This window comes from Saccharopolyspora pogona (genome assembly GCF_014697215.1).
GTDB classification, from domain to species: domain Bacteria; phylum Actinomycetota; class Actinomycetes; order Mycobacteriales; family Pseudonocardiaceae; genus Saccharopolyspora; species Saccharopolyspora hattusasensis.
Genome location: NZ_CP031142.1, coordinates 3,166,774 through 3,184,390 on the forward strand (window position 1 = coordinate 3,166,774; position 17,617 = coordinate 3,184,390).

Annotated in this window: 17 protein-coding genes and 1 pseudogene; 9 read left to right on the plus strand and 9 right to left on the minus strand. The window is 69.2% G+C overall.

Annotated elements, in window-relative coordinates:
* The first annotated feature begins 210 nt into the window (after positions 1–210).
* Positions 211–873, plus strand: coding sequence for a 4'-phosphopantetheinyl transferase family protein (locus DL519_RS14495; protein WP_190815474.1), 663 nt, complete (start codon positions 211–213; stop codon positions 871–873).
* A 207-nt stretch (positions 874–1,080) separates the two neighbouring features.
* Here DL519_RS14495 and wrbA read toward each other — a convergent pair whose 3' ends face one another.
* A complete protein-coding gene (gene wrbA, locus DL519_RS14500) occupies positions 1,081–1,698 on the minus strand; it encodes an NAD(P)H:quinone oxidoreductase (protein WP_190815476.1) in 618 nt (205 codons plus the stop codon).
* 210 nt (positions 1,699–1,908) lie between these two features.
* Between wrbA and DL519_RS49410 the strand changes: the two are divergent.
* Positions 1,909–2,139: pseudogene (locus DL519_RS49410) on the plus strand (MarR family transcriptional regulator); the annotation flags it as partial.
* Between the two features lie 14 nt (positions 2,140–2,153).
* On the opposite strand, the gene DL519_RS49415 reads toward DL519_RS49410, so the two are convergent.
* Positions 2,154–2,711: a 3-hydroxyacyl-CoA dehydrogenase NAD-binding domain-containing protein gene (locus DL519_RS49415; RefSeq protein ID WP_317891365.1), complete on the minus strand. Its 558-nt coding sequence runs from the start codon at positions 2,709–2,711 to the stop codon at positions 2,154–2,156.
* A gap of 182 nt (positions 2,712–2,893) precedes the next feature.
* Between DL519_RS49415 and DL519_RS14515 the strand changes: the two genes are divergently transcribed.
* Complete coding sequence (locus tag DL519_RS14515; RefSeq protein ID WP_190815480.1) at positions 2,894–4,099, plus strand: acetyl-CoA C-acetyltransferase; 1,206 nt, start codon at positions 2,894–2,896, stop codon at positions 4,097–4,099.
* A gap of 199 nt (positions 4,100–4,298) precedes the next feature.
* Here DL519_RS14515 and DL519_RS14520 read toward each other — a convergent pair whose 3' ends face one another.
* The 3 genes from DL519_RS14520 to DL519_RS14530 all read right to left on the minus strand — a co-directional run bounded on the left by DL519_RS14520 (position 4,299) and on the right by DL519_RS14530 (position 7,257).
* A complete protein-coding gene (locus DL519_RS14520) occupies positions 4,299–5,417 on the minus strand; it encodes a threonine synthase (RefSeq protein WP_190815482.1) in 1,119 nt (372 codons plus the stop codon).
* A gap of 70 nt (positions 5,418–5,487) precedes the next feature.
* The gene (locus tag DL519_RS14525; RefSeq protein ID WP_190815484.1) at positions 5,488–6,330 is read right to left on the minus strand and encodes a PhzF family phenazine biosynthesis isomerase; all 843 of its coding nucleotides are present in this window, start codon (positions 6,328–6,330) and stop codon (positions 5,488–5,490) included.
* A 156-nt stretch (positions 6,331–6,486) separates the two neighbouring features.
* Complete coding sequence (locus DL519_RS14530) at positions 6,487–7,257, minus strand: MBL fold metallo-hydrolase (RefSeq protein ID WP_190815486.1); 771 nt, start codon at positions 7,255–7,257, stop codon at positions 6,487–6,489.
* A 406-nt stretch (positions 7,258–7,663) separates the two neighbouring features.
* Here DL519_RS14530 and DL519_RS14535 point away from each other — a divergent pair, with 406 nt between their 5' ends.
* Complete coding sequence (locus tag DL519_RS14535) at positions 7,664–7,933, plus strand: GlsB/YeaQ/YmgE family stress response membrane protein (RefSeq protein ID WP_190815488.1); 270 nt, start codon at positions 7,664–7,666, stop codon at positions 7,931–7,933.
* A gap of 54 nt (positions 7,934–7,987) precedes the next feature.
* Here the strand turns inward: DL519_RS14535 and DL519_RS14540 are convergent, their stop codons facing one another.
* Both DL519_RS14540 and DL519_RS14545 read right to left on the minus strand, forming a co-directional pair.
* Positions 7,988–8,824: a VOC family protein gene (locus DL519_RS14540; RefSeq protein WP_190815490.1), complete on the minus strand. Its 837-nt coding sequence runs from the start codon at positions 8,822–8,824 to the stop codon at positions 7,988–7,990.
* A gap of 280 nt (positions 8,825–9,104) precedes the next feature.
* Positions 9,105–11,366 carry a bactofilin family protein gene (locus DL519_RS14545; RefSeq protein ID WP_190815492.1) on the minus strand — a complete coding sequence of 754 codons (2,262 nt, stop codon included), beginning with the start codon at positions 11,364–11,366 and terminating at the stop codon, positions 9,105–9,107.
* 263 nt (positions 11,367–11,629) lie between these two features.
* On the opposite strand from DL519_RS14545, the gene DL519_RS14550 reads away from it, so the two are divergent.
* The 5 genes from DL519_RS14550 (at position 11,630) to DL519_RS14570 (ending at position 15,386) form a co-directional block, all read left to right on the plus strand.
* A complete protein-coding gene (locus DL519_RS14550) occupies positions 11,630–11,893 on the plus strand; it encodes a GlsB/YeaQ/YmgE family stress response membrane protein (protein WP_190815494.1) in 264 nt (87 codons plus the stop codon).
* An 80-nt stretch (positions 11,894–11,973) separates the two neighbouring features.
* Entirely contained in the window at positions 11,974–12,456 is a 483-nt protein-coding gene (locus tag DL519_RS14555) for an RrF2 family transcriptional regulator (RefSeq protein ID WP_190815496.1), read from the plus strand.
* 147 nt (positions 12,457–12,603) lie between these two features.
* The gene (locus DL519_RS14560) at positions 12,604–13,677 is read left to right on the plus strand and encodes an ABC transporter substrate-binding protein (RefSeq protein WP_190815499.1); all 1,074 of its coding nucleotides are present in this window, start codon (positions 12,604–12,606) and stop codon (positions 13,675–13,677) included.
* A gap of 31 nt (positions 13,678–13,708) precedes the next feature.
* Positions 13,709–14,497 carry an ABC transporter ATP-binding protein gene (locus tag DL519_RS14565; protein WP_190815501.1) on the plus strand — a complete coding sequence of 263 codons (789 nt, stop codon included), beginning with the start codon at positions 13,709–13,711 and terminating at the stop codon, positions 14,495–14,497.
* Entirely contained in the window at positions 14,484–15,386 is a 903-nt protein-coding gene (locus DL519_RS14570) for an ABC transporter permease (RefSeq protein WP_190815503.1), read from the plus strand. Before DL519_RS14565 ends, DL519_RS14570 begins: the two co-directional genes overlap by 14 nt.
* 212 nt (positions 15,387–15,598) lie before the next feature.
* Here the strand turns inward: DL519_RS14570 and DL519_RS14575 are convergent, their stop codons facing one another.
* Positions 15,599–15,796 carry a hypothetical protein gene (locus DL519_RS14575; RefSeq protein WP_190815505.1) on the minus strand — a complete coding sequence of 66 codons (198 nt, stop codon included), beginning with the start codon at positions 15,794–15,796 and terminating at the stop codon, positions 15,599–15,601.
* A 310-nt stretch (positions 15,797–16,106) separates the two neighbouring features.
* The gene (gene ypfJ / locus DL519_RS14580; RefSeq protein WP_190815507.1) at positions 16,107–17,039 is read right to left on the minus strand and encodes a KPN_02809 family neutral zinc metallopeptidase; all 933 of its coding nucleotides are present in this window, start codon (positions 17,037–17,039) and stop codon (positions 16,107–16,109) included.
* Positions 17,040–17,617 lie beyond the last annotated feature (578 nt).

Sequence of the window (17,617 nt, forward strand, 5' to 3'; positions counted from 1 at the left end):
CGTGGCCTTCGGTGGACCACTCGGGCCGAAGCGCCTTCACCTGGACACACATGCTTCCCCCGGCGACCGGAGTGGATGCTCCACGATGTTCGCCCGGCGCTACCGTGGGCGGATCCAGCCGGAACTTCCCAGCGAGTCGGGCCGATCCGCCTTCGCGATGCGCGCGGACGGCGGGCTCGCCGCCGTGCCGCGCGGCTCGGGAGGCCGTTCGTGATCAAGGAACTGCTGCCCGCCGAGGTCAGCTCCGCCGAAGCCTTCACCGACCCGCCGGATGCGGTCCTGTTCCCGGAAGAAGAAGCGCTGATCGCACGCGCACGGGACAAGCGCCGCCGGGAGTTCACGACCGGGCGGTGGTGTGCGCACCAAGCACTGAGCCGACTCGGCGTGCCGCCCGCACCGCTGCTACGCGGCGAGCGCGGCGCGCCGCAGTGGCCGGCCGGGATCATCGGCAGCATCACGCACTGCGCCGGCTACCGGGCCGCAGTCGTGGCCCGCGCCGAGCAGGTGTACACCGTCGGCATCGACGCCGAGCCGCACGCTCCCCTTCCCGACGGCGTGCTGAACGTCGTATCGCTGGAAGCGGAACGCGCCCACCTGGCGGATCTGTCCACAGTGCACCCCGACACACACTGGGATCGAATCCTGTTCAGCTGCAAGGAAAGCGTCTACAAGGCCTGGTACCCGATAACAAACCAGTGGCTGGGTTTCGAAGACGCCCGGCTCGAACTCGCCCCCGGCACCTTCACCGCACACCTCCGCAAGGAAGGCGCGGAACTGGCGGGCCGACCGCTGACGACCTTCACCGGCCGCTGGCTGGTCCGCGGCGACCTCGTCGTCTCCACCATCACCCGCACCCGATCGGACGACGAGTGAAGGGCACCTCCCGCCAAGTTGGAGCCTGTTGCAAAATTACGCCTACCACGGACCGTGATCGATCGATGACGGCTGAGGCGGCCACTGGCGGACGAACGGCGGCGATCGAGACTGATTTGGCACTTCGGTTCAGCCGCTTTCGCCGAAAACGCAACAGGCTCGTTGGTCGGCAAGAGGTGCCCTTCACACCGATCTCAATCGGTCGGGTCAGGCATTGGCGCCGTTCTTGAGGGCCTGGGCGACCGCGACCACGCGCTTGGCCTGGACCGCCGCCGCCGCGCGGGTGACGTCGTCGACCTTGTTCGCACCCTGGGCGTCGACGTGGCTGGTGCCGTATGGGTTGCCGTCGGCGAACTTCGCGCCGTCGGTGTAGCCCGGGGCCACCACGATGCCGCCAAAGTGGTGGAACGTGTTGTACAGCGCCAGCAGCGTCGACTCCTGGCCGCCGTGCGCGGTGGAGCTGGAAGTGAAGCCGCTGTAGACCTTGTCGGCCAACTGCCCCTGCGCCCACTGGCCGCCGAGGGTGTCTATGAACTGCTTGAGCTGCGACGCGATGTTGCCGAATCGGGTCGGCGAGCCGAACAGCACCGCGTCGGCCCACACCACGTCCTCCGGGGTGGCCTCGGGGACGGACTTGGTGGCCTCGACGTTGGCACGCCACGCCGGGTTGCTGTCGATCGCCGCGTCGGGGGCGAGCTCCGGGGCGCGCCGCAGCCGAACCTCGGCGCCGGCCGCCTCGGCCTCGGCGACCAGGGTGTTGGCGATCTCGGTGCCCGTTCCGGTGGCCGAGTAGTAGATGACGCTGACCTTGACGGGGGTGCTCACTGTCTGACTCCTGTTCGCGGGGCCAGTCGCCTTATCTCTTTCGAGGAAAAGAATACTCGGAATGGAATCTTCTTTGCAAGAGATTTCCTGGCGAGCTGTTTCAGGTAGACTGGTGGGGCCGCAAACGCAGGAAGGAGCATCCCGGTGAGCAGCAAGACCGGCCCGGACCCATGCACCGACGATGACGAGATCATCACCTGGTGGGGACTGGTGATCGAGGGCTACCACGTCACGCAGGAGCACATCGCGGCCGAGATCAGCGAGCGCTTCGGACTCCCCCAGGCGTCCTTCGACATCCTGCTCCGCCTGGTCCGCACCCCCAAGCACCGGATGCCCATGACCAAGCTCGCCCACGAGGCGGCGCTCAGCAGCGGCGGCTTCACCAAGGTCGCCGACCGCCTCGCCAAGGCCGACCTGATCCGCCGCGAGCCGTGCGACACCGACCGACGGGTCACCTACGCGGTGCTCACCGAGCACGGCCGCGACATCGCCGAACGCTCCCGCGCAGCGTGCGCCGAGATCCTGCGCAAGCGCGTCCTGGCGCCACTCGGCAAGGCCGACTCCGCCGCGCTCGCCGACGCCATGCGCACCCTCCGCGCCGCCAACAGCCCGGACTGACCACAGCCCTTCGGCCTGCCGACGAATGACACCGCTGGCCCAGCGCGGAACTCATCGCGCCGGGCTCTCCGGCTGCTGGACATCCACGCACCGCCCCGGCCGGACGACGCGGAGAGCTTCGCCGCCGAGGTGACGCCGAACAGCGTCGCTCCGATCGTGGTTTGAGGCGAACGGACCGTTCGTGCCGATAGGCGAGGTGAACGGGCCGTTCGTGCCGATAGGCGAGGTGAACGGGCCGTTCGCTTCAGCCGCCGGGCGGCGTCCTCGGCGGCCTCCGGGCGGGCATCGGCGAGCTCCACGGTCAGCCCGGCGGTCGCGGCCAGTTGGGCGATGCCGCGCCCCATCACGCCGGTGCCGATCACCCGCACGGTGTTGACCCGCTGCGCCCACTGCATGGTCGACCTCCCAAGGTTTTTCCGACGCACCATCGCACGCCACGCCGATACCGTCCAATACTGAATTGGCCCATCAATGAGACGCCGCACTACATAATCCCGACCATTTCGTCTGCTTGCGGCGCTGTGCTACGAACGAAACGGCGGCGAGTGGCCGCCACCGGGACTCGAAGGAGCAAGCGATGCGCGAAGCGGTGATCTGCGAACCGCTGCGGACCCCGATCGGCCGGTTCGGCGGGGTGTTCAAGATGCCCGCCGTCGAGCTGGCGTCGACGGTGATCAAGGCCCTGGTGGAGCGCACCGGGCTGCCCGGTGGGGCGATCGACGAGGTGATCCTCGGCCAGTGCTACCCGAACTCCGACGCCCCGGCGATCGGTCGAGTCGCCGCGCTGGACGCGGGCCTGCCCGTCGAGGTCGGCGGCACCCAGGTGGACCGGCGTTGCGGGTCCGGTCTGCAGGCCGTGCTGGACGGCGCGATGCAGGTGCAGACCGGCGTCAGCGACGTGGTGCTGGCCGGCGGCGCGGAAAGCATGAGCAGCGCGCCGTTCTACACCACCGAGGCGCGGTGGGGTATCCGCGGCAGCGGGCTGGAGTTGCACGACGCGCTGGCACGCGGTCGGGTGACCGCGGGCGGCAAGAAGTTCCCGGTGCCGGGCGGGATGCTGGAAACAGCCGAGAACCTGCGCCGCGAGTACGAGATCTCGCGCACCGAGCAGGACGAGCTCTCGGTCCGCTCGCAGCAGCGCGCCGCCGCCGCGCAGCAGGCCGGGCGGTTCGACGACGAGATCGTGCCGGTGACGGTGCGTTCCCGCAAGAGCGACACCGTTGTCGACGTGGACGAACACCCGCGCCCGGATACCACGATGGAAAGCCTGTCGGCGCTGAAGCCGGTGCTCGGCAAGTCCGACCCGGAGGCGACTGTCACCGCAGGCAACGCCAGCGGGCAGAACGACGCCGCCGCCGTTTGCGTGGTGACGACGCCGGAGCGCGCGGCGGAACTCGGACTGCGCCCGCTGGTGCGGCTGGTGTCCTGGGCGCGGGCCGGCGTACCGCCGCGCACGATGGGCATCGGCCCGGTCCCGGCGACCGCGAAGGCCTTGCAGCGCGCCGGAATCGGCCTGGCCGACGTCGATCTGATCGAGCTCAACGAGGCATTCGCGGCGCAGGTGCTGGCCTGCACCCGCGAGTGGGAGTTCAAGCCCGCCGACTTCGACCGGCTCAACGTCAACGGCTCGGGAATCTCGCTGGGCCACCCGCTGGGCGCCACCGGCGGCCGCATCCTCGCGACGTTGTCCCGCGAGATGCACCGCCGCGAAGCCCGCTACGGCCTGGAAACCATGTGCATCGGAGGCGGCCAGGGCCTCGCCGCTGTCTTCGAACGCATCTGAATCCCGTTTCCAGACGCATTCTGCGTGTCACGGCGGTGCTGCGTGTCACGGCGGTGCTGCGCGGAACACCCGTAAGTCTTTGGGTTGCTGTGGTACCGAAGGGGCCGTGATGTCCACTTCGGAGCGCAGGAACGCGGTATTCCGGCACCGAAAACGCTCACGGGACCTATCCGGGCACGCGCCCCTGGTTCTGGCGAGTTCAGTCGTAGATGGCTGCGAGTTGTTCGGCGGCCTTGAGGCCCGAGCCGGTTAGGATCACGACGGTCGTGTCCTCCTTGCCGATGGTGCCGTCGGCGATGAACCGGTCCAGCGCCGCGGCAGCGACCGCACTCGTCGGCTCGGCGTACAAGCCTCGCGCCGCCAACGCCCGGACGGCGGCGCGGGTCGAGTCGTCGTCGATCGTGATGGCCGTGCCGTTCGAGCGGCGGATCGCCTCGACGTTCTCGGGTAGGCGAACGGGCGCCGCGATGGAGGCGCCTTCGGCGATGGTGGGCTTGCGCTGGCCCGGAGCCGGGCCGCTCGTCCCGTTGACCCCATGCGCGATCGTCGCCCAGTCCTCGGGCTGCGCGACCAGCAGCCGCGGGCAGGTTTCGATCTGTCCGGCTTGGAGCAGTTCGGTGAACGCGAGGTCGCAGCCGAGGATGTTGCTGCCCGCGCCCGCCACCACCACGACGTTGTCGGGCGCGCGGAAACCGAGCGCCTCCCACATCTCGTATCCGATGGTTTTCGTGCCCTGCAAGAAGAACGGGTGCCAGTTGTGGCTGGCGTAGGTGATCCGCGCCGACTGGCGGATGGCCTCCGCCGCGACCTCATCCCTGGTGCCCGGCACCAGTTCGACCTCCGCGCCGTAGGCCCGCACCTGCCGGATCTTGGCCGCGGAGGTCGCGGTCGGGGCGAGGACCTTGGCCTCGATCCCCGCAGCCGCGCAGAACGCGGCCACCGATGCGCCGCCGTTGCCGGAGCTGTCCTCCAGCAGTTGCGTCACACCCAGGCTCGCGAGATGCGAGACCATCACCGCGGAACCGCGATCCTTGAAGCTCGACGTGGGGTTGAACCATTCGAGCTTGAAGTGGACGCGCCGACCGCTCCAGTCGAACGGCACCAGCGGCGTGCATCCCTCGCCGAGGCTCACCCGCGCTCCCGGATCGACCGGGATGGCCGCGCCGTACCGCCACAGCGAGCGTTCCGCGGTCTCGATCTGCTCCGGGGTGATCCCGGGCAGGGCGCTGACCATCAGCGGCGATCCGTCGTCCCCGCGCCAGCGCGGCTCCGACAGGTCGTACCGCCGCCCGGACCGGTCGATCAGGTGACCCGACAACGCACACCTCCACTTCGAACGTCACCGGCAAACTATCCAGCCACCGGACGGGAGTCCAGATCGCCCGCGCTCAACCGGAAATCGGCACGGCCGCGCCGGTGACGGTCACCTGGGGATCATCGGGGTCGATGCTGACGACGAGTTCGCTGCGCCGCCCCATGTCCTGCCCTTGCACAATGGTGATCCGGGTGGGGCTCGACATCTTCCCCAGGGTCCGGAGGTAGCCGCCGAACGCGGCCGCGGCCGCGCCCGTCGCCGGGTCCTCGACGACGCCTCCGATCGGGAACGGGTCGCGGGCGTGCACGATCTCGGCGTCCTGCTGCCAGAAGATGTGCACCGTGGTCCAGCCGTGCTCCCTCATCACGTCGGCGAGCCCGTCGAAGTCGTAGTCGAGGTCGGCCAGGCGTTCGCGGGATCGCGCGGCCAGCACGAGGTGGTCGTTGCCGCCGAACGCGACGTGCGACGGCCAGGCGGGATCGAGGTCACCGCGAGACCAGCCCAGGGCGCCCAGGGTGCGGTCGAGTTCCGCGTCGGTCGCCGACCGCGACCGGGTGGGCACGCTGGTGAGGCTGGCGACGATGCTGTCCTGCTTGTCGGTCCGCACCTCGATGGTGCCCGCCGGGGTTTCGAAGCCCAGGTCGCCGACCCCGTCGCGTTCGGCCAGCGCGACGGCGGTGGCGATCGTGGCGTGACCGCAGAAGGCGACTTCGGCAAGCGGGCTGAAGAAGCGGAGCCCGTAGCGGCGCGCGGCCGGATCGATCGGGCTGAGGAACGCCGTCTCGGAGTAGCCGACGTCGGCGGCGATCCGCTGCATGGTGGGGTCGTCGAGCTCCTGGGCGTCGAGCACTACCCCGGCGGGGTTCCCGCCGCTGGGGTCGGTGGTGAAAGCGGCGTAGCGCTGCACATCGGTCATGCCACGAACACTGCCCGCAACGCGCTATCGTGTCCAACGATAGTTACCGATCAGCCCCATTTCAGAAGTCGATACCATTGACCTCACCGACCACGTGATGCTGGAACTGATGCTGACCCGGCCCGGCGAACGGGCTTCGACGATCGTCCTATGTGGTCAGATCTCGTAGGTGGCGCCGGCCCGGACCAGCTCCGCGGGGCCGTCGAAGGCTTCGGTGGCCTCTTCGAGGAGTGCTCTTGTATCCGTCCACGGGGAGTAGTGGGTGAGCAGCAGTTTGCCGACTCCCGCCGATGCCGCCGCTGCGCCTGCTTGTTTGCCCGACAGGTGCATTCCCTTTGGCTGGTCCGGCGAGTCCAGCCAGGATGCTTCGGACAGCAGGACGTCCGCTCCGGCCGCCAGCTTGGCGATTCCGTCGCTGGGGCCGGTGTCTCCAGTGAAGGCGAACACCCTGACCTCCGCCTCGATGCGCAGGCCCCAGGTCGGGCACAGGTGGTCGAGCGGGACCGCGCGGATCTCGAACGCACCGACCTGCACCGGATCGACCGGTGGGGCCAGGAACTCGAACGTGTCCGAGAGGTCCGTGTCAGCGAGCTGCTCGGCGTTCGGCGCGTAGAGCGCAGCCAGGCGGCTCGGCGCTTCCGGCGGCGCGTACACGGGCAGGCGTTGCTGTTTCGGGTCGCGCGGCGGGTTCGGCCGGTAGCGCAGGTACACCGCCAGCGGGGCGACGTCGGCGCAGTGATCGGGGTGGAGGTGGGTCAGCAGCAGCGAATCGACGTCGAACGGGTCGGCCCAGCGCTGCAGCGGGCCGAGGGTTCCGTTCCCCAGATCGATCGCGAGCAGGCTGCCACCGGAGCGCAGCAGGTATCCGGATGACGGTGACTGCGGTGCCGGCGCGCTGCCCGAGCAGCCGAGAACGATCAACTCCATAAGATCATCTCCACAGGCGATTTCGGCCGGTGTTCAGGTTCACCAGCGCATTGATCGACGCCGCGAGGTTCCCCGCCGAACGGCCCGGCACCCCATCGGCCGAACGGCCGAATCATGAACCCGCAGGTGCGCCAAGTATCGGCATCGGCATGTGTCCTCGCCCCCCGCCCCCCCGAATACCCGGATGGTCGACCGCCCGCGCACCCGCACGAAGCGGGTGGACCGAGTACATGCGGCTGGGGCTGGTCGGGACGGTTGATCGCCAGGGTGCCGGCCGTCGTCGGCGACCCAACGACACGCCGTCCCGGTGTGCAGCTAACGCCGCTGGCTGCGGCTGGTGCGTCGTGGTCACTTCGTCCGGTAGCGTGATCTAGCAGGGACCAACCCGGACTATGGGGTGAATGCAATGCTTTGGACGGTCATCGGCTGGCTCGTTTTCGGGCTCATCGCGGGCTTCATCGCTCGAGCGGTCGTGCCGGGCAAGGACGACATCGGCATCCTGATGACGATCGTGATCGGCGTCGCGGGATCGGTCGTCGGCGGTTTCGTGTTCGGCCTGCTCACCGTCGGTTTCCGCGGCTTCCAGCCCGCCGGGTGGATCGGCTCCATCATCGGCGCCGTCATCGTCCTGGTCATCTACAACAAGGTCACCGGGCGCAAGCGACTCCGCCGCTGACCTGCGCACCCGGTGGGCCGACGAGCGCCCGGCCCACCGGGGCGGAGCCCGGCTTCAGTCGTCGTAGGGGTCGTCGTTGCCCGCGGTGCCGTACTCGCTGGCCTGGCTGGGATCGACGATCGCGAAGCGCGCCCCGGTCGGATCCCGCAGGACGGCGACGCGGCCGAGGCTGGAGTCGTAGGGATCGACCCGGATCCGGCCGTCCAGGGCGACCGCCCGGTGCACCAGTTCGTCGGTGCCCACCTCTTCGTCCACGCCGAGGTAGAGCAGCCAGTGCGGTCGGGCTTCGGTGCTCATGTGCTCCCGGATCATGCTGACCCGGGCGAGCACGGAATCCTCGTCGAGATACCACACCTCGTATCCGGTGCGGTGTTCGGTGCCGAACTGCTCGGCGGTGTAGCCGAAGAGTTCGGCGTAGAAGTGGTCCGCGGTCTGGGCCTTGATGGTCACCAGTTCGGCCCAGACCAGGGTGCCCGGCAGGCCGACGTCGAACTGCCAGGAAGGATCCGGTTCCAGCAGCCCGAATTCGTCGCCGGCGGGGCTGGTCAGCACCAGTTTCACGCCCAGCTCTGGCACGCGGCTGCGGGGCACGATGATCTGCGCACCGAGCTTGCCGGCTTCGGCGGCCGTTCTCGCGCTGTCCTCGGCGGCGAGGAACAGCCGCCACTGGGACCGGCCGTCGGCGGAATCCCGGATGCTGGCCACCGGAAAGCCCTCGTGGGCGGCGATCACGTGCAAGCCGGCGCGCGGGTCGTGGTGGGTCTCGTACTCCCAGCCGAACAACCCGGCGTAGAACTCGCAGGCCTTGTCGACGTTGGTAGTGACGAGTTCGATCCAGCACGGCGTCCCGTCGAGGAGGTTCCCGCGCGACGCATCCAATCCAGTTCCCATGACGAACGCACCCCCAGCGGCCAGCCCATGATCATCATCATTATCCCCCGCCGCTCGCCGGTCAACTGATCGGCGAGGATCACGATCCGGCCAAACATCCGGATATTTCGAACATTTCCCGACGAACACCCGGGAACCCTAATTGGACTTCGACGCTGCGGCGCGGGGCCTGCGATGCGCGCGCCCCGCGGCATGGCTACGGGGTCACCGACGAGCTCAACCTCGCAGCTCGCACCGCCGCGCAAAACGAACCTGGAAACAGCCTCTGTTGCCGCCGCGTTCAGCGTTCTCGGTGCAGGCCTCTGCTGATGCCCGCCGCGACCGTCGTGGCCAACGTCCAGCCGACGGCGATGAGGACGACGGTGACCCATTGCGAAGCGCCGCGCGCTTGCCACATGTCGTCGTGGCCGAGGGTGACCACCGGCAGCATCTGGTCCAATGTGTACAACAGCGGGTTCCAGACCGGGTGGTCCTGCTCGTTGATCGGGATCAGCGGGTGGAAAGCGAACCACCCCGTGCCACCGGTTACGAACAGGAGCATCCAGGCCAGCGCCCGCAGCGGCCGATAGCCGTAGCCGACCGTGATCCGCTGCAGGAGGCTCCACAGCTGCACCGGCCATCGCAGGCCCGGACGGGCGGCGGCACTGATCGCCGCATAGCGGTGGCGCTGCTTCTCGATGAGCGTCGTGACCGCGTGCTCTTCAAGCCCGTTGGCCCGGAATACCTTGGCGAGCTGGTCGTACGGGCCCGGCTGGTACACGTCGTCCGAGGTGGCGCGCAGCAGGCCGAGCCGTCGCCGCACCCGTTCCTGGTCCGCGAGCTCGTAAGACTCGGAGAAGTTCTCGTAGGCGAACTCCTCGAAGTCGAGGCCACCGGTGGCCGCCCAGAGCGCGGCGTTGTCGGCGAGCAGTTCGCACTGCGCCTGCCGCAGCGTGATCCGCCCCTGCGGCGCGGTGCGCGGGAAGAGTGTCATCTCCTGCGTCACCACGCCGAATGCGTTCAGCGCCGCTGGTGAAGCACCGTCGCCGAGCTCGCAGCCCCAGAAGTTGAGGTGTCGGCCGACCGCGGCCCACCGCAGTTCCACCGCGCCCTCGGCGCGGAACGGCCGGCTGCCCTCCGCGCACACCAGGTCGCGTTCGATCCGGGCGGCTCGCAGGTCCAGCGATGCCTTGTACGCCTTTCGGTGCTGGTGCCACGCGGGCTTGGTCAGGTGCGCCGAACGCAGGTCAACGTTCGCGCCGACCCGCACGCCCTGCAGCTGAAGCGATCCGGCGATCTCGGTGTCGCGGCATTCCAGGTTGCTACCCACGACCGCCCTGCTGGCCCGCAGGACGTCGGTGCGCGGCCCCACCAGTTGCGCGCCGTTGAGCTGGATGCTGCCGCTGACCTGGATGTCGGTCATCCGGAACTGTCCGTGCACGACGACCTTGCGCGCGTCGAGGTTGCCGAGGATCTGTGTGCCGTCGAGGTGCGCCGCGCGCAGCGGATGCTCCACCGAAGCTGCTGGTGAGCGCAACCAGCCCAGGTCGAGCCGGGCGCCCGCCATCCGTAGGTTGCCGCCGACGGTGGCGCTGACGAGCCGAAGCGTGCCGCCGCTGCGGAAGTTCTGGTCGAGCTGGATATCACCGCGGATCTCCGCGCGGTCGGCGATCAGGGTCGCGGCCGGGTCGTCGTTCTGCGAGTCGCCGCGGCGCGGCGGCTGGACGCCAGGTTCGAGCACCGCATCTCGCAGCCGCAGATCACCTGAGATGCGTGCGCTCGGCAGCAGCAACCGTCCGGCCGCCGTGAACGGCCTGCCGGTGCCCGGGTCGACGTCCAGTCGCAGCGAGCCGCCGATCTGGATCCCGGTGGCGTTGAGCGCATTGCGGCCGCGGTTGCGCAGAACTCCGCCGGACAGCGTCAGGTTCCCACCGACCTTCGCGCCGGGGATGCGGATCTCCCCCGCGGCCTGCAGGCGGATGCCCAGCAACGCACCGGATACCTTCAGCCGGTCGCCGTAGATCGCGCGGTGTCCGGGATTGCGCAGTTCACTGTCGTTGAGCAGCAGCGAGCCGCCGAGATCTGCGTCGGCCAGATCCAGGACTCCGCCGATGCTCCGGCAGCCGCGCAACACCGTGTCGTTGCTGACGCTGAGGTTGCGCGCGTTGAGGCCGGGGAACCGGCAGCGCCACATCACCAGCCCGGCCAGGCGGGCCTGCCGCAGGTCCGGGGCGTTCTCGAACCGGCAGCCGACGAATTCCAGCAGGTAGGGCAGTTCGGCGTTGCGCAGCTCGACCCGGCCGGTGATCGCCGCGTCCTCGATCTGGATCACCAGCGGTTGGGCGCCGCGGCGGTTGAACAGGCGCCAGCCGCCGTCCTCCAGGGAGTCGATCAGCCGGCGGGCTAGGTATTCGCCGCGGATCTCCCGTTCCGCCGCCTCGCCGTGCCCGTCCACCGGCGGCGCGGCCTCGTCGGCCGGCGCCCTGCCCGGCCTGAGCAGGTCGTCGAAGCGCCGCTCGGCGACGCTCTGCGGTCCACCGTTGTCCCACGGTCTGCCCGGCACGGCGTGCTCTCCATCGCTGTTCGGCCAAGTGATCCACACGTACGGTAGCCGATCGACCACCGCCGCATGAGACGTTCGGCCGGATCCGCAGGTCGCGCACACCCCGGGCAACGTCGTCCACATTGGACAAACCCCGGCCCCGAGTGGAGGCCCGGCTGAGATCAACGTCACGACTCCGCGATCGGGGGCGAGCCCTGACACTGGGATCTGGGATGCTGCGCCCGCCAGGCCAAGATCGAAACGCCAACGCAGGGAGGATGCCCATGAGCATCATCGGCTGGATCGTGCTGGGACTGCTCGCCGGCGGTATCGCGAAGGTGCTCATGCCGGGCCGGGACCCCGGCGGCTGCATCGTCACGATCCTGCTCGGCGTCGCGGGAGCCTTCGTCGGCGGCTGGGTCGGCAAGACCCTCTTCCACGTCGAGCTCGGCACGTTCTTCGACCTGCGCACCTGGGGCCTGGCGATCCTGGGCGCGTTGATCCTGCTGATCGGCTACCGCCTGATCTTCGGCAAGCCCCGCGACTAGGACGACCCGAGCCCGCGGCCCGCGTTCGCACCAACCGGCTGGCGGCGCGGGCGTTCGCGCTGGTGGTGGAGAATGCGGGCATGCGCATTTCGGCCAAGGTGGATTATGCGGTACGTGCTCTCGTCGAGCTCGCGCGCCTGTCGCCAGGAAAGGTGGCAAGGGCCGAAGATGTGGCCGCCGCCCAGGAGATCCCGCGCAACTTCCTGCTGGCGGTGTTGGCCGACCTGCGCCGGAGCGGGATCGTCGCCAGTAGGCGCGGCCAGGCCGGGGGCTGGGTGCTGGCCCGCCCGGCGGAAGCGGTGTCCGTGGCGGACGTGATCCGGGCCGTGGACGGGCCGCTGGTGAGCGTGCACGGGGTGCGACCGGAAGACGTCCGCTACGAACCTTCGGTGGCCGTGCTGCAGCAGGTGTGGATCGCCGTTCGCAGCAGCCTGCGGGAGGTGCTGGAGGAGGTCACCCTGGCCGACCTGATGCACGACAACCTCCCGGTCGCCGTGGCCGGACGCACCCGCAGCCCCGAGGTGTGGCAGAGCCGGTCAACGCGGCGGCGTCCTACCACGTGAGACCCCGTGCTCAACTGGCGGATCAAACTGTACTGTCCCTATCGACTTTGTCGCCAATACGACGAAAGAACACGTCGGAACGGGTCTGGCGGGCCGAAGCAAGGCCCCGGCACCGGTTCTGCTGCCGTCGTGCGAAGGGACCACAACGTGAGCATCGCGCCGCGCAAACCACGGGTACTGGCCGTGGCGGCCGCCGTACTCTCCTTGTTCGCCGCCGTGGCCGGGTGCTCGCGCGCCGAACGCACCACCTCCGATGCCGAGGCGCCGCCGGCGAACACCGCCCCGGCCGCCGAGGTGCGCCTGGGTTACTTCCCCAACGTCACCCACGCTTCGGCGCTGATCGGCCTGGACAAGGGCCTGTTCGGCAAGGAGCTGGGCGCCACCAAACTCACGCCGGTGCAGTTCAGCGCCGGGCCAGAGGAGGTCTCGGCGCTGCTGGGCGGCTCGCTGGACATCGGTTTCATCGGCTCCGGCCCGGCGATCAACGCCTTCGCCAAGTCCGACGGGCAGACGGTTCGCCTAATCTCGGGGGCCACCTCCGGCGGCGCCCAGCTCGTGGTCGCGCCGCAGATCAACAGCCCGCAGGACCTCCGGGGCAAGACCGTCGCGGCGCCGCAGTTCGGCAACACCCAGGACGTCGCGCTGAAGAAGTGGCTCGCCAACAACCAGCTCGGCGACGTCCAGGTGCAGAACATCGAGAACTCCCAGACCCTCGACCAGTTCCGGCAGGGCCGGCTGGCCGGTGCCTGGCTGCCCGAGCCGTGGGCGTCGCGCCTGGTGCACGACGCGGGCGCCAAGGTGCTTCTCGACGAGAAGCAGCTGTGGCCGGAGGGGAAGTTCCCGACCACGGTCGTCGTGGTGCGCACCGAATTCCTCAAGCAGCATCCGCAGACCGTGCAGGCAGTCCTGCGCGGCTTGCTCGCCGCCAACGACCTCGCCGCCGCGAACCCGGCCGAAGCCAAGACCGCCGTCAACAAGCAGCTCAAGGAGCTGACCGGCAAGGAGCTGTCGTCCGAGGTCATCGACCGGGCGTTCACCGGGATCGAGCTGACCGCCGACCCGCTGGCCTCCCGGTTCCCGCAGCTGGCCCAGGACCAGGTGACCGCGGGGATCGAGCGGCAGGCCCCCGACCTGAAAGGCCTGGTCGACGTCACCGCGATCAACGCCGTGCTCGAAGCGGCCGGCAAGCCGAAGGTCGCCGACGGCGGACTGTCCGGATGATCGACCACGTCGCGAGGAAGGCAACCGAGACATGACCGCCGTCCTGCACGCCCCCGCGAACGCCGACCACGTGGTCCGGTTGACCGGGGTGCACAAGAGCTTCGGCGAGGCACGCCGCAGCATCACGGCGCTGCACGGCATCGATCTGACCGTCCGGCCGGGCGAGTTCGTCTGCCTGCTCGGCGCGTCGGGGTGCGGCAAGACGACGCTGCTCAACCTGATCGCCGGGTTGGACGAGCCGTCGCGGGGCACGATCGAGCTGAGCGGCTCGCGGCCCGCCGTGATGTTCCAGGAAGCCGCGCTGATGCCCTGGCTGACCGCGGCGGGCAACGTTGAACTGCCGCTGCGCCTGGCCGGAGTCGACCGCGCTACCCGCCGCGAACGCGGTCGCGAACTGCTGGACCTGGTCCGGTTGGGGAACGTGGGCGGCAAGCGCCCGCACGAACTCTCCGGCGGGATGCGCCAGCGGGTGGCGCTGGCCCGCGCGCTGGCGTCCGCGCTCGGCGCCTCCGACGACGACGCGTCCGCCTCGCTGCTGCTGATGGACGAGCCGTTCTCCGCGCTGGACGCGATCACGCGGGACGTGTTGCAGTCCGAACTGCTGCGCGTGTGGGAGTCCACCGGGGCCGCAGTGATGTTCGTGACGCACGACGTCCGGGAAGCGGTCCGGCTCGGACAGCGCGTGGTGCTGCTGTCGTCCCGGCCGGGCCGTGTCGTGCAGGAGTGGACCACCGGTCAGTCCACTTCGGACGGTCCGGGTCTCGTCGAGGTGATCAACCGTCGGCTTCGGGAGGTGATCAGCAACCATGCCTCGGCCTGACAGCATCCGCACCACCACGGCGGACACCGATCTCGACGCCGCGGTAGAAGCCGGTCTCGACGCCCTGGACACCCCGCCCGACCCGCAGCCGAACACCCGCAACCGCTGGCGCCGGTTCGCGGGCGCCGTCCTGCCTCCGCTGGTCGCGCTCGCCTTGGCGCTCACCGCCTGGCAGGCGCTGTGGGCATCCGCGCTGTGGCCGGAGTTCAAGCTGCCGGAGCCGCGGGCGGTCGGCTTGGAACTGTGGGACGAGATCACCAGCGGCAACGCGCTGAGCTTCATCTGGACCTCCGTGCACCGCGCCGTGATCGGGTTCCTCATCGGCATCGTCATCGCGACCCCGTTGGGACTCCTGGTGGCCAAGGTCCGGGTGATCCGCTCGGCGATCGGCCCGCTGTTGTCCGGTCTGCAGAGCCTGCCGTCGGTGGCCTGGGTTCCGGCCGCTGTGCTCTGGTTCGGCGTCACCCCCGCGACGATGTACACGGTGCTGCTGCTGGGTTGCGTCCCGTCGATCGCCAACGGCTTGGTCGCCGGGATCGACCAGATCCCGCCGATCCTGCCGAGGGTCGGCAAGGCGCTGGGTGCGGGCCGACTCGCGACGGCCCGGCACATCCTGCTGCCCGCCGCACTGCCCGGCTACCTGGCCGGGTTGAAGCAGGGATGGGCGTTCTCCTGGCGCTCCCTGATGGCCGCCGAGATCATCGCCACGTCCCCCGAACTGGGCAAGGGCCTCGGGGCCTACCTGGAAAACGGCCGCCTGCTGTCCGACATGCCCACCGTCATCGCCGCCATCGCGCTGATCCTGCTGGTGGGCGTGGGCATCGAACTGCTGGTCTTCCGCCCGCTGGAACGCGGCATCCTGCGCGCCCGCGGCCTCGGGACCGCGTGAGAGGGCCAAGGCTGTTCGAAACTCGTCTTCTGGCGATCTGCGCGGCGCGACCACCGGAGGCCGCACCTTCGTCCGCCGGGGCAGCGACGGCAACCGGCTCACCGCTGACGGCGGACCCGTGATGGACATCCTCGGGGATGCCGACCCCTGGTCGGACCTGTGGTTCTACGCCAACCCGGTCTTCGTCGACGTCGTATGACCACGACCAACAGCTACTGGGTCGCCGCCGCTCTCGGTCCCGAGGCCGGCAGCGGCGGCCTGGCGAAAACGCCGAAATCGAACCATTCGGTCACATTCCCGACGGCCGCCGCCGCGACGGCCCGGCGGACCAGGCCCGGATCGACGACGGTGATGCCCTCGACCGAAAGCACACCGGAACCGGGGCGCGACACCTCCTCCTGGCCGGTCATCGCGACCACCGCCCGATCCGATTGCGGACCGGATTCGCGGCGCGACGATCTTGCGGCGTCATCCCTCGGAAAGCGAACATGCGGAGGAACAATAGTGACCGGAATGGGGAAAGGTGACCCCAGGGCGGCCGGAACCGATATCGATCACGAGAACTCCGGACATTTAATGCATAGTCCGCATTCGCCCCAGCGGAGAATTCACCGGAAGATTTCGAAGAATATTCGCAGCCCGCTCGTACCATTCGGATCGAGCCGAAAGGGCGGGAATTCCGGTGGTGCCGCCCGGCTCCGGCGCGGCACCACCGGGGGGTCAGCCCAGGCTGACCTTGGGGTCGAAAGTGTTGCAGGCGTTCGGGTTTCCGGTGCGCAGACCGGTGGTGAACCACTTCTCCCGCTGCGCCGAACTGCCGTGAGTGAACTTACTCTCATCGACGTGCCCGCCGCCCAGCTTGGCCTGGATGTAGTCGTCGCCGATCCGCCCGGCGGCGTCCACGGCGCGGCGGATGTCGTCGTCGGAGATCTCCTGGATCAGCGGCTTACCGGAGCGGGTGGGCACCGTGGTGGCGTGATTGGCCCACACTCCGGCGTAGCAGTCAGCCTGCAGTTCCAGGCGCACCGCGCCGGAGGTCGGCCCGGTCTGCCGGGGGTTGACCTTCGAATTGGTGCCGAGCAGGTTCTGCACGTGGTGGCCGTACTCGTGGGCGAGCACGTAGGCCTCCACGAAGCTGCCGCCCTGGGCACCGAACCGCGTCTTGAGCTCCTTGAAGAAGTCCAGGTCGATGTAGACGTCGGCGTCGGCCGGGCAGTAGAACGGGCCGACGTCTGAGGTCGCGCCCCCGCAAGCGGTGTTCACCGCGCCGCGGAAGAACTTCGTCGGCGCGGCCTGATACTTCCCGCCCGAACGCACGAACTGCTCGCTCCAGTACCCCTGGATCGAGTTGATCGACGCGACCAGCGCGCACTCCTCCCGCTTGTTGGCATCCGCGCCGGTCCGGCATTCCTGCGCCAGGCGCTGGTCGTCCGCCTGCTGACCGACGGGCAGCTGGTCGAGGCTCAGCGGCGGCAGCGCCGGCTGTCCGCCACCCCCGGCGAAGTTGCTGAGCAGGAAGTAGAGCACCATCCCGACGAGAGCCAGTCCCCCGCCCCCCACCGCGATGGTCCCGCCGCCGAAACCACCGCCGCCGGAACCGCCGACTTCCTCGACCTGCGATGCGTCCAGCTCCGCATCGTCGTTGAACCGCACAGCACCCTCCTGGGACTGATCACACCTGCCGGCATCCCCGGCACCGACCCCGACGTGGCCGCAGAACAAGATATCGGGCCCACCCCGACGGCCCGACGGCCCGCCGCCCCGGAGATCGACCGAAAACCGCACGACAGCTGGGAAAAGAGCCGAGAATCCACGCCGACCAAACAGCATTCGGGTCGAGAGCCCACAGATCGCGTGCGCGGGGCACCACTTTCGCAATTCAGCGCCAATTCGGCACCCGAAACGGCAATGCGGCTCGCGACAATTCCCCGGAAAATGCCGCGGCACGAGATGATCTCGAAGGACCACCGAGATCTGGCTGCGCTGACCGGCAATCCGCTGCCTTGGTTCCGGCCGACGACGGGTCATCGCGGAAGTCGGACTGGCGAAGGGCGTCTACGTTGATCATGGTTTGCCCCACGGAGCGAACAGCGGGGCGGACGTCTGACACCGCACAGCGCTGCCCGACTCCTCGTCACCTGATCGGGAGATCGCTACGCTCGGCAGTACCTCTTCGCGGAGGTATGCCCCGGTCGACGGGCCGGGGTTTCACGAAGAGGCACTTCCGCGAA

Coding starts and splice junctions, on each gene's coding strand:
- DL519_RS14540 (WP_190815490.1), bottom strand. CDS start 8,824: ATGGGAACTGGATTGGATGCGTCGCGCGGGAACCTCCTCGACGGGACG.
- DL519_RS14550 (WP_190815494.1), top strand. CDS start 11,630: ATGAGCATCATCGGCTGGATCGTGCTGGGACTGCTCGCCGGCGGTATC.
- DL519_RS14575 (WP_190815505.1), bottom strand. CDS start 15,796: ATGACCGGCCAGGAGGAGGTGTCGCGCCCCGGTTCCGGTGTGCTTTCG.
- DL519_RS14565 (WP_190815501.1), top strand. CDS start 13,709: ATGACCGCCGTCCTGCACGCCCCCGCGAACGCCGACCACGTGGTCCGG.
- DL519_RS49415 (WP_317891365.1), bottom strand. CDS start 2,711: ATGCAGTGGGCGCAGCGGGTCAACACCGTGCGGGTGATCGGCACCGGC.
- DL519_RS14555 (WP_190815496.1), top strand. CDS start 11,974: ATGCGCATTTCGGCCAAGGTGGATTATGCGGTACGTGCTCTCGTCGAG.
- DL519_RS14515 (WP_190815480.1), top strand. CDS start 2,894: ATGCGCGAAGCGGTGATCTGCGAACCGCTGCGGACCCCGATCGGCCGG.
- DL519_RS14525 (WP_190815484.1), bottom strand. CDS start 6,330: ATGACCGATGTGCAGCGCTACGCCGCTTTCACCACCGACCCCAGCGGC.
- DL519_RS14570 (WP_190815503.1), top strand. CDS start 14,484: ATGCCTCGGCCTGACAGCATCCGCACCACCACGGCGGACACCGATCTC.
- DL519_RS14530 (WP_190815486.1), bottom strand. CDS start 7,257: ATGGAGTTGATCGTTCTCGGCTGCTCGGGCAGCGCGCCGGCACCGCAG.
- DL519_RS14535 (WP_190815488.1), top strand. CDS start 7,664: ATGCTTTGGACGGTCATCGGCTGGCTCGTTTTCGGGCTCATCGCGGGC.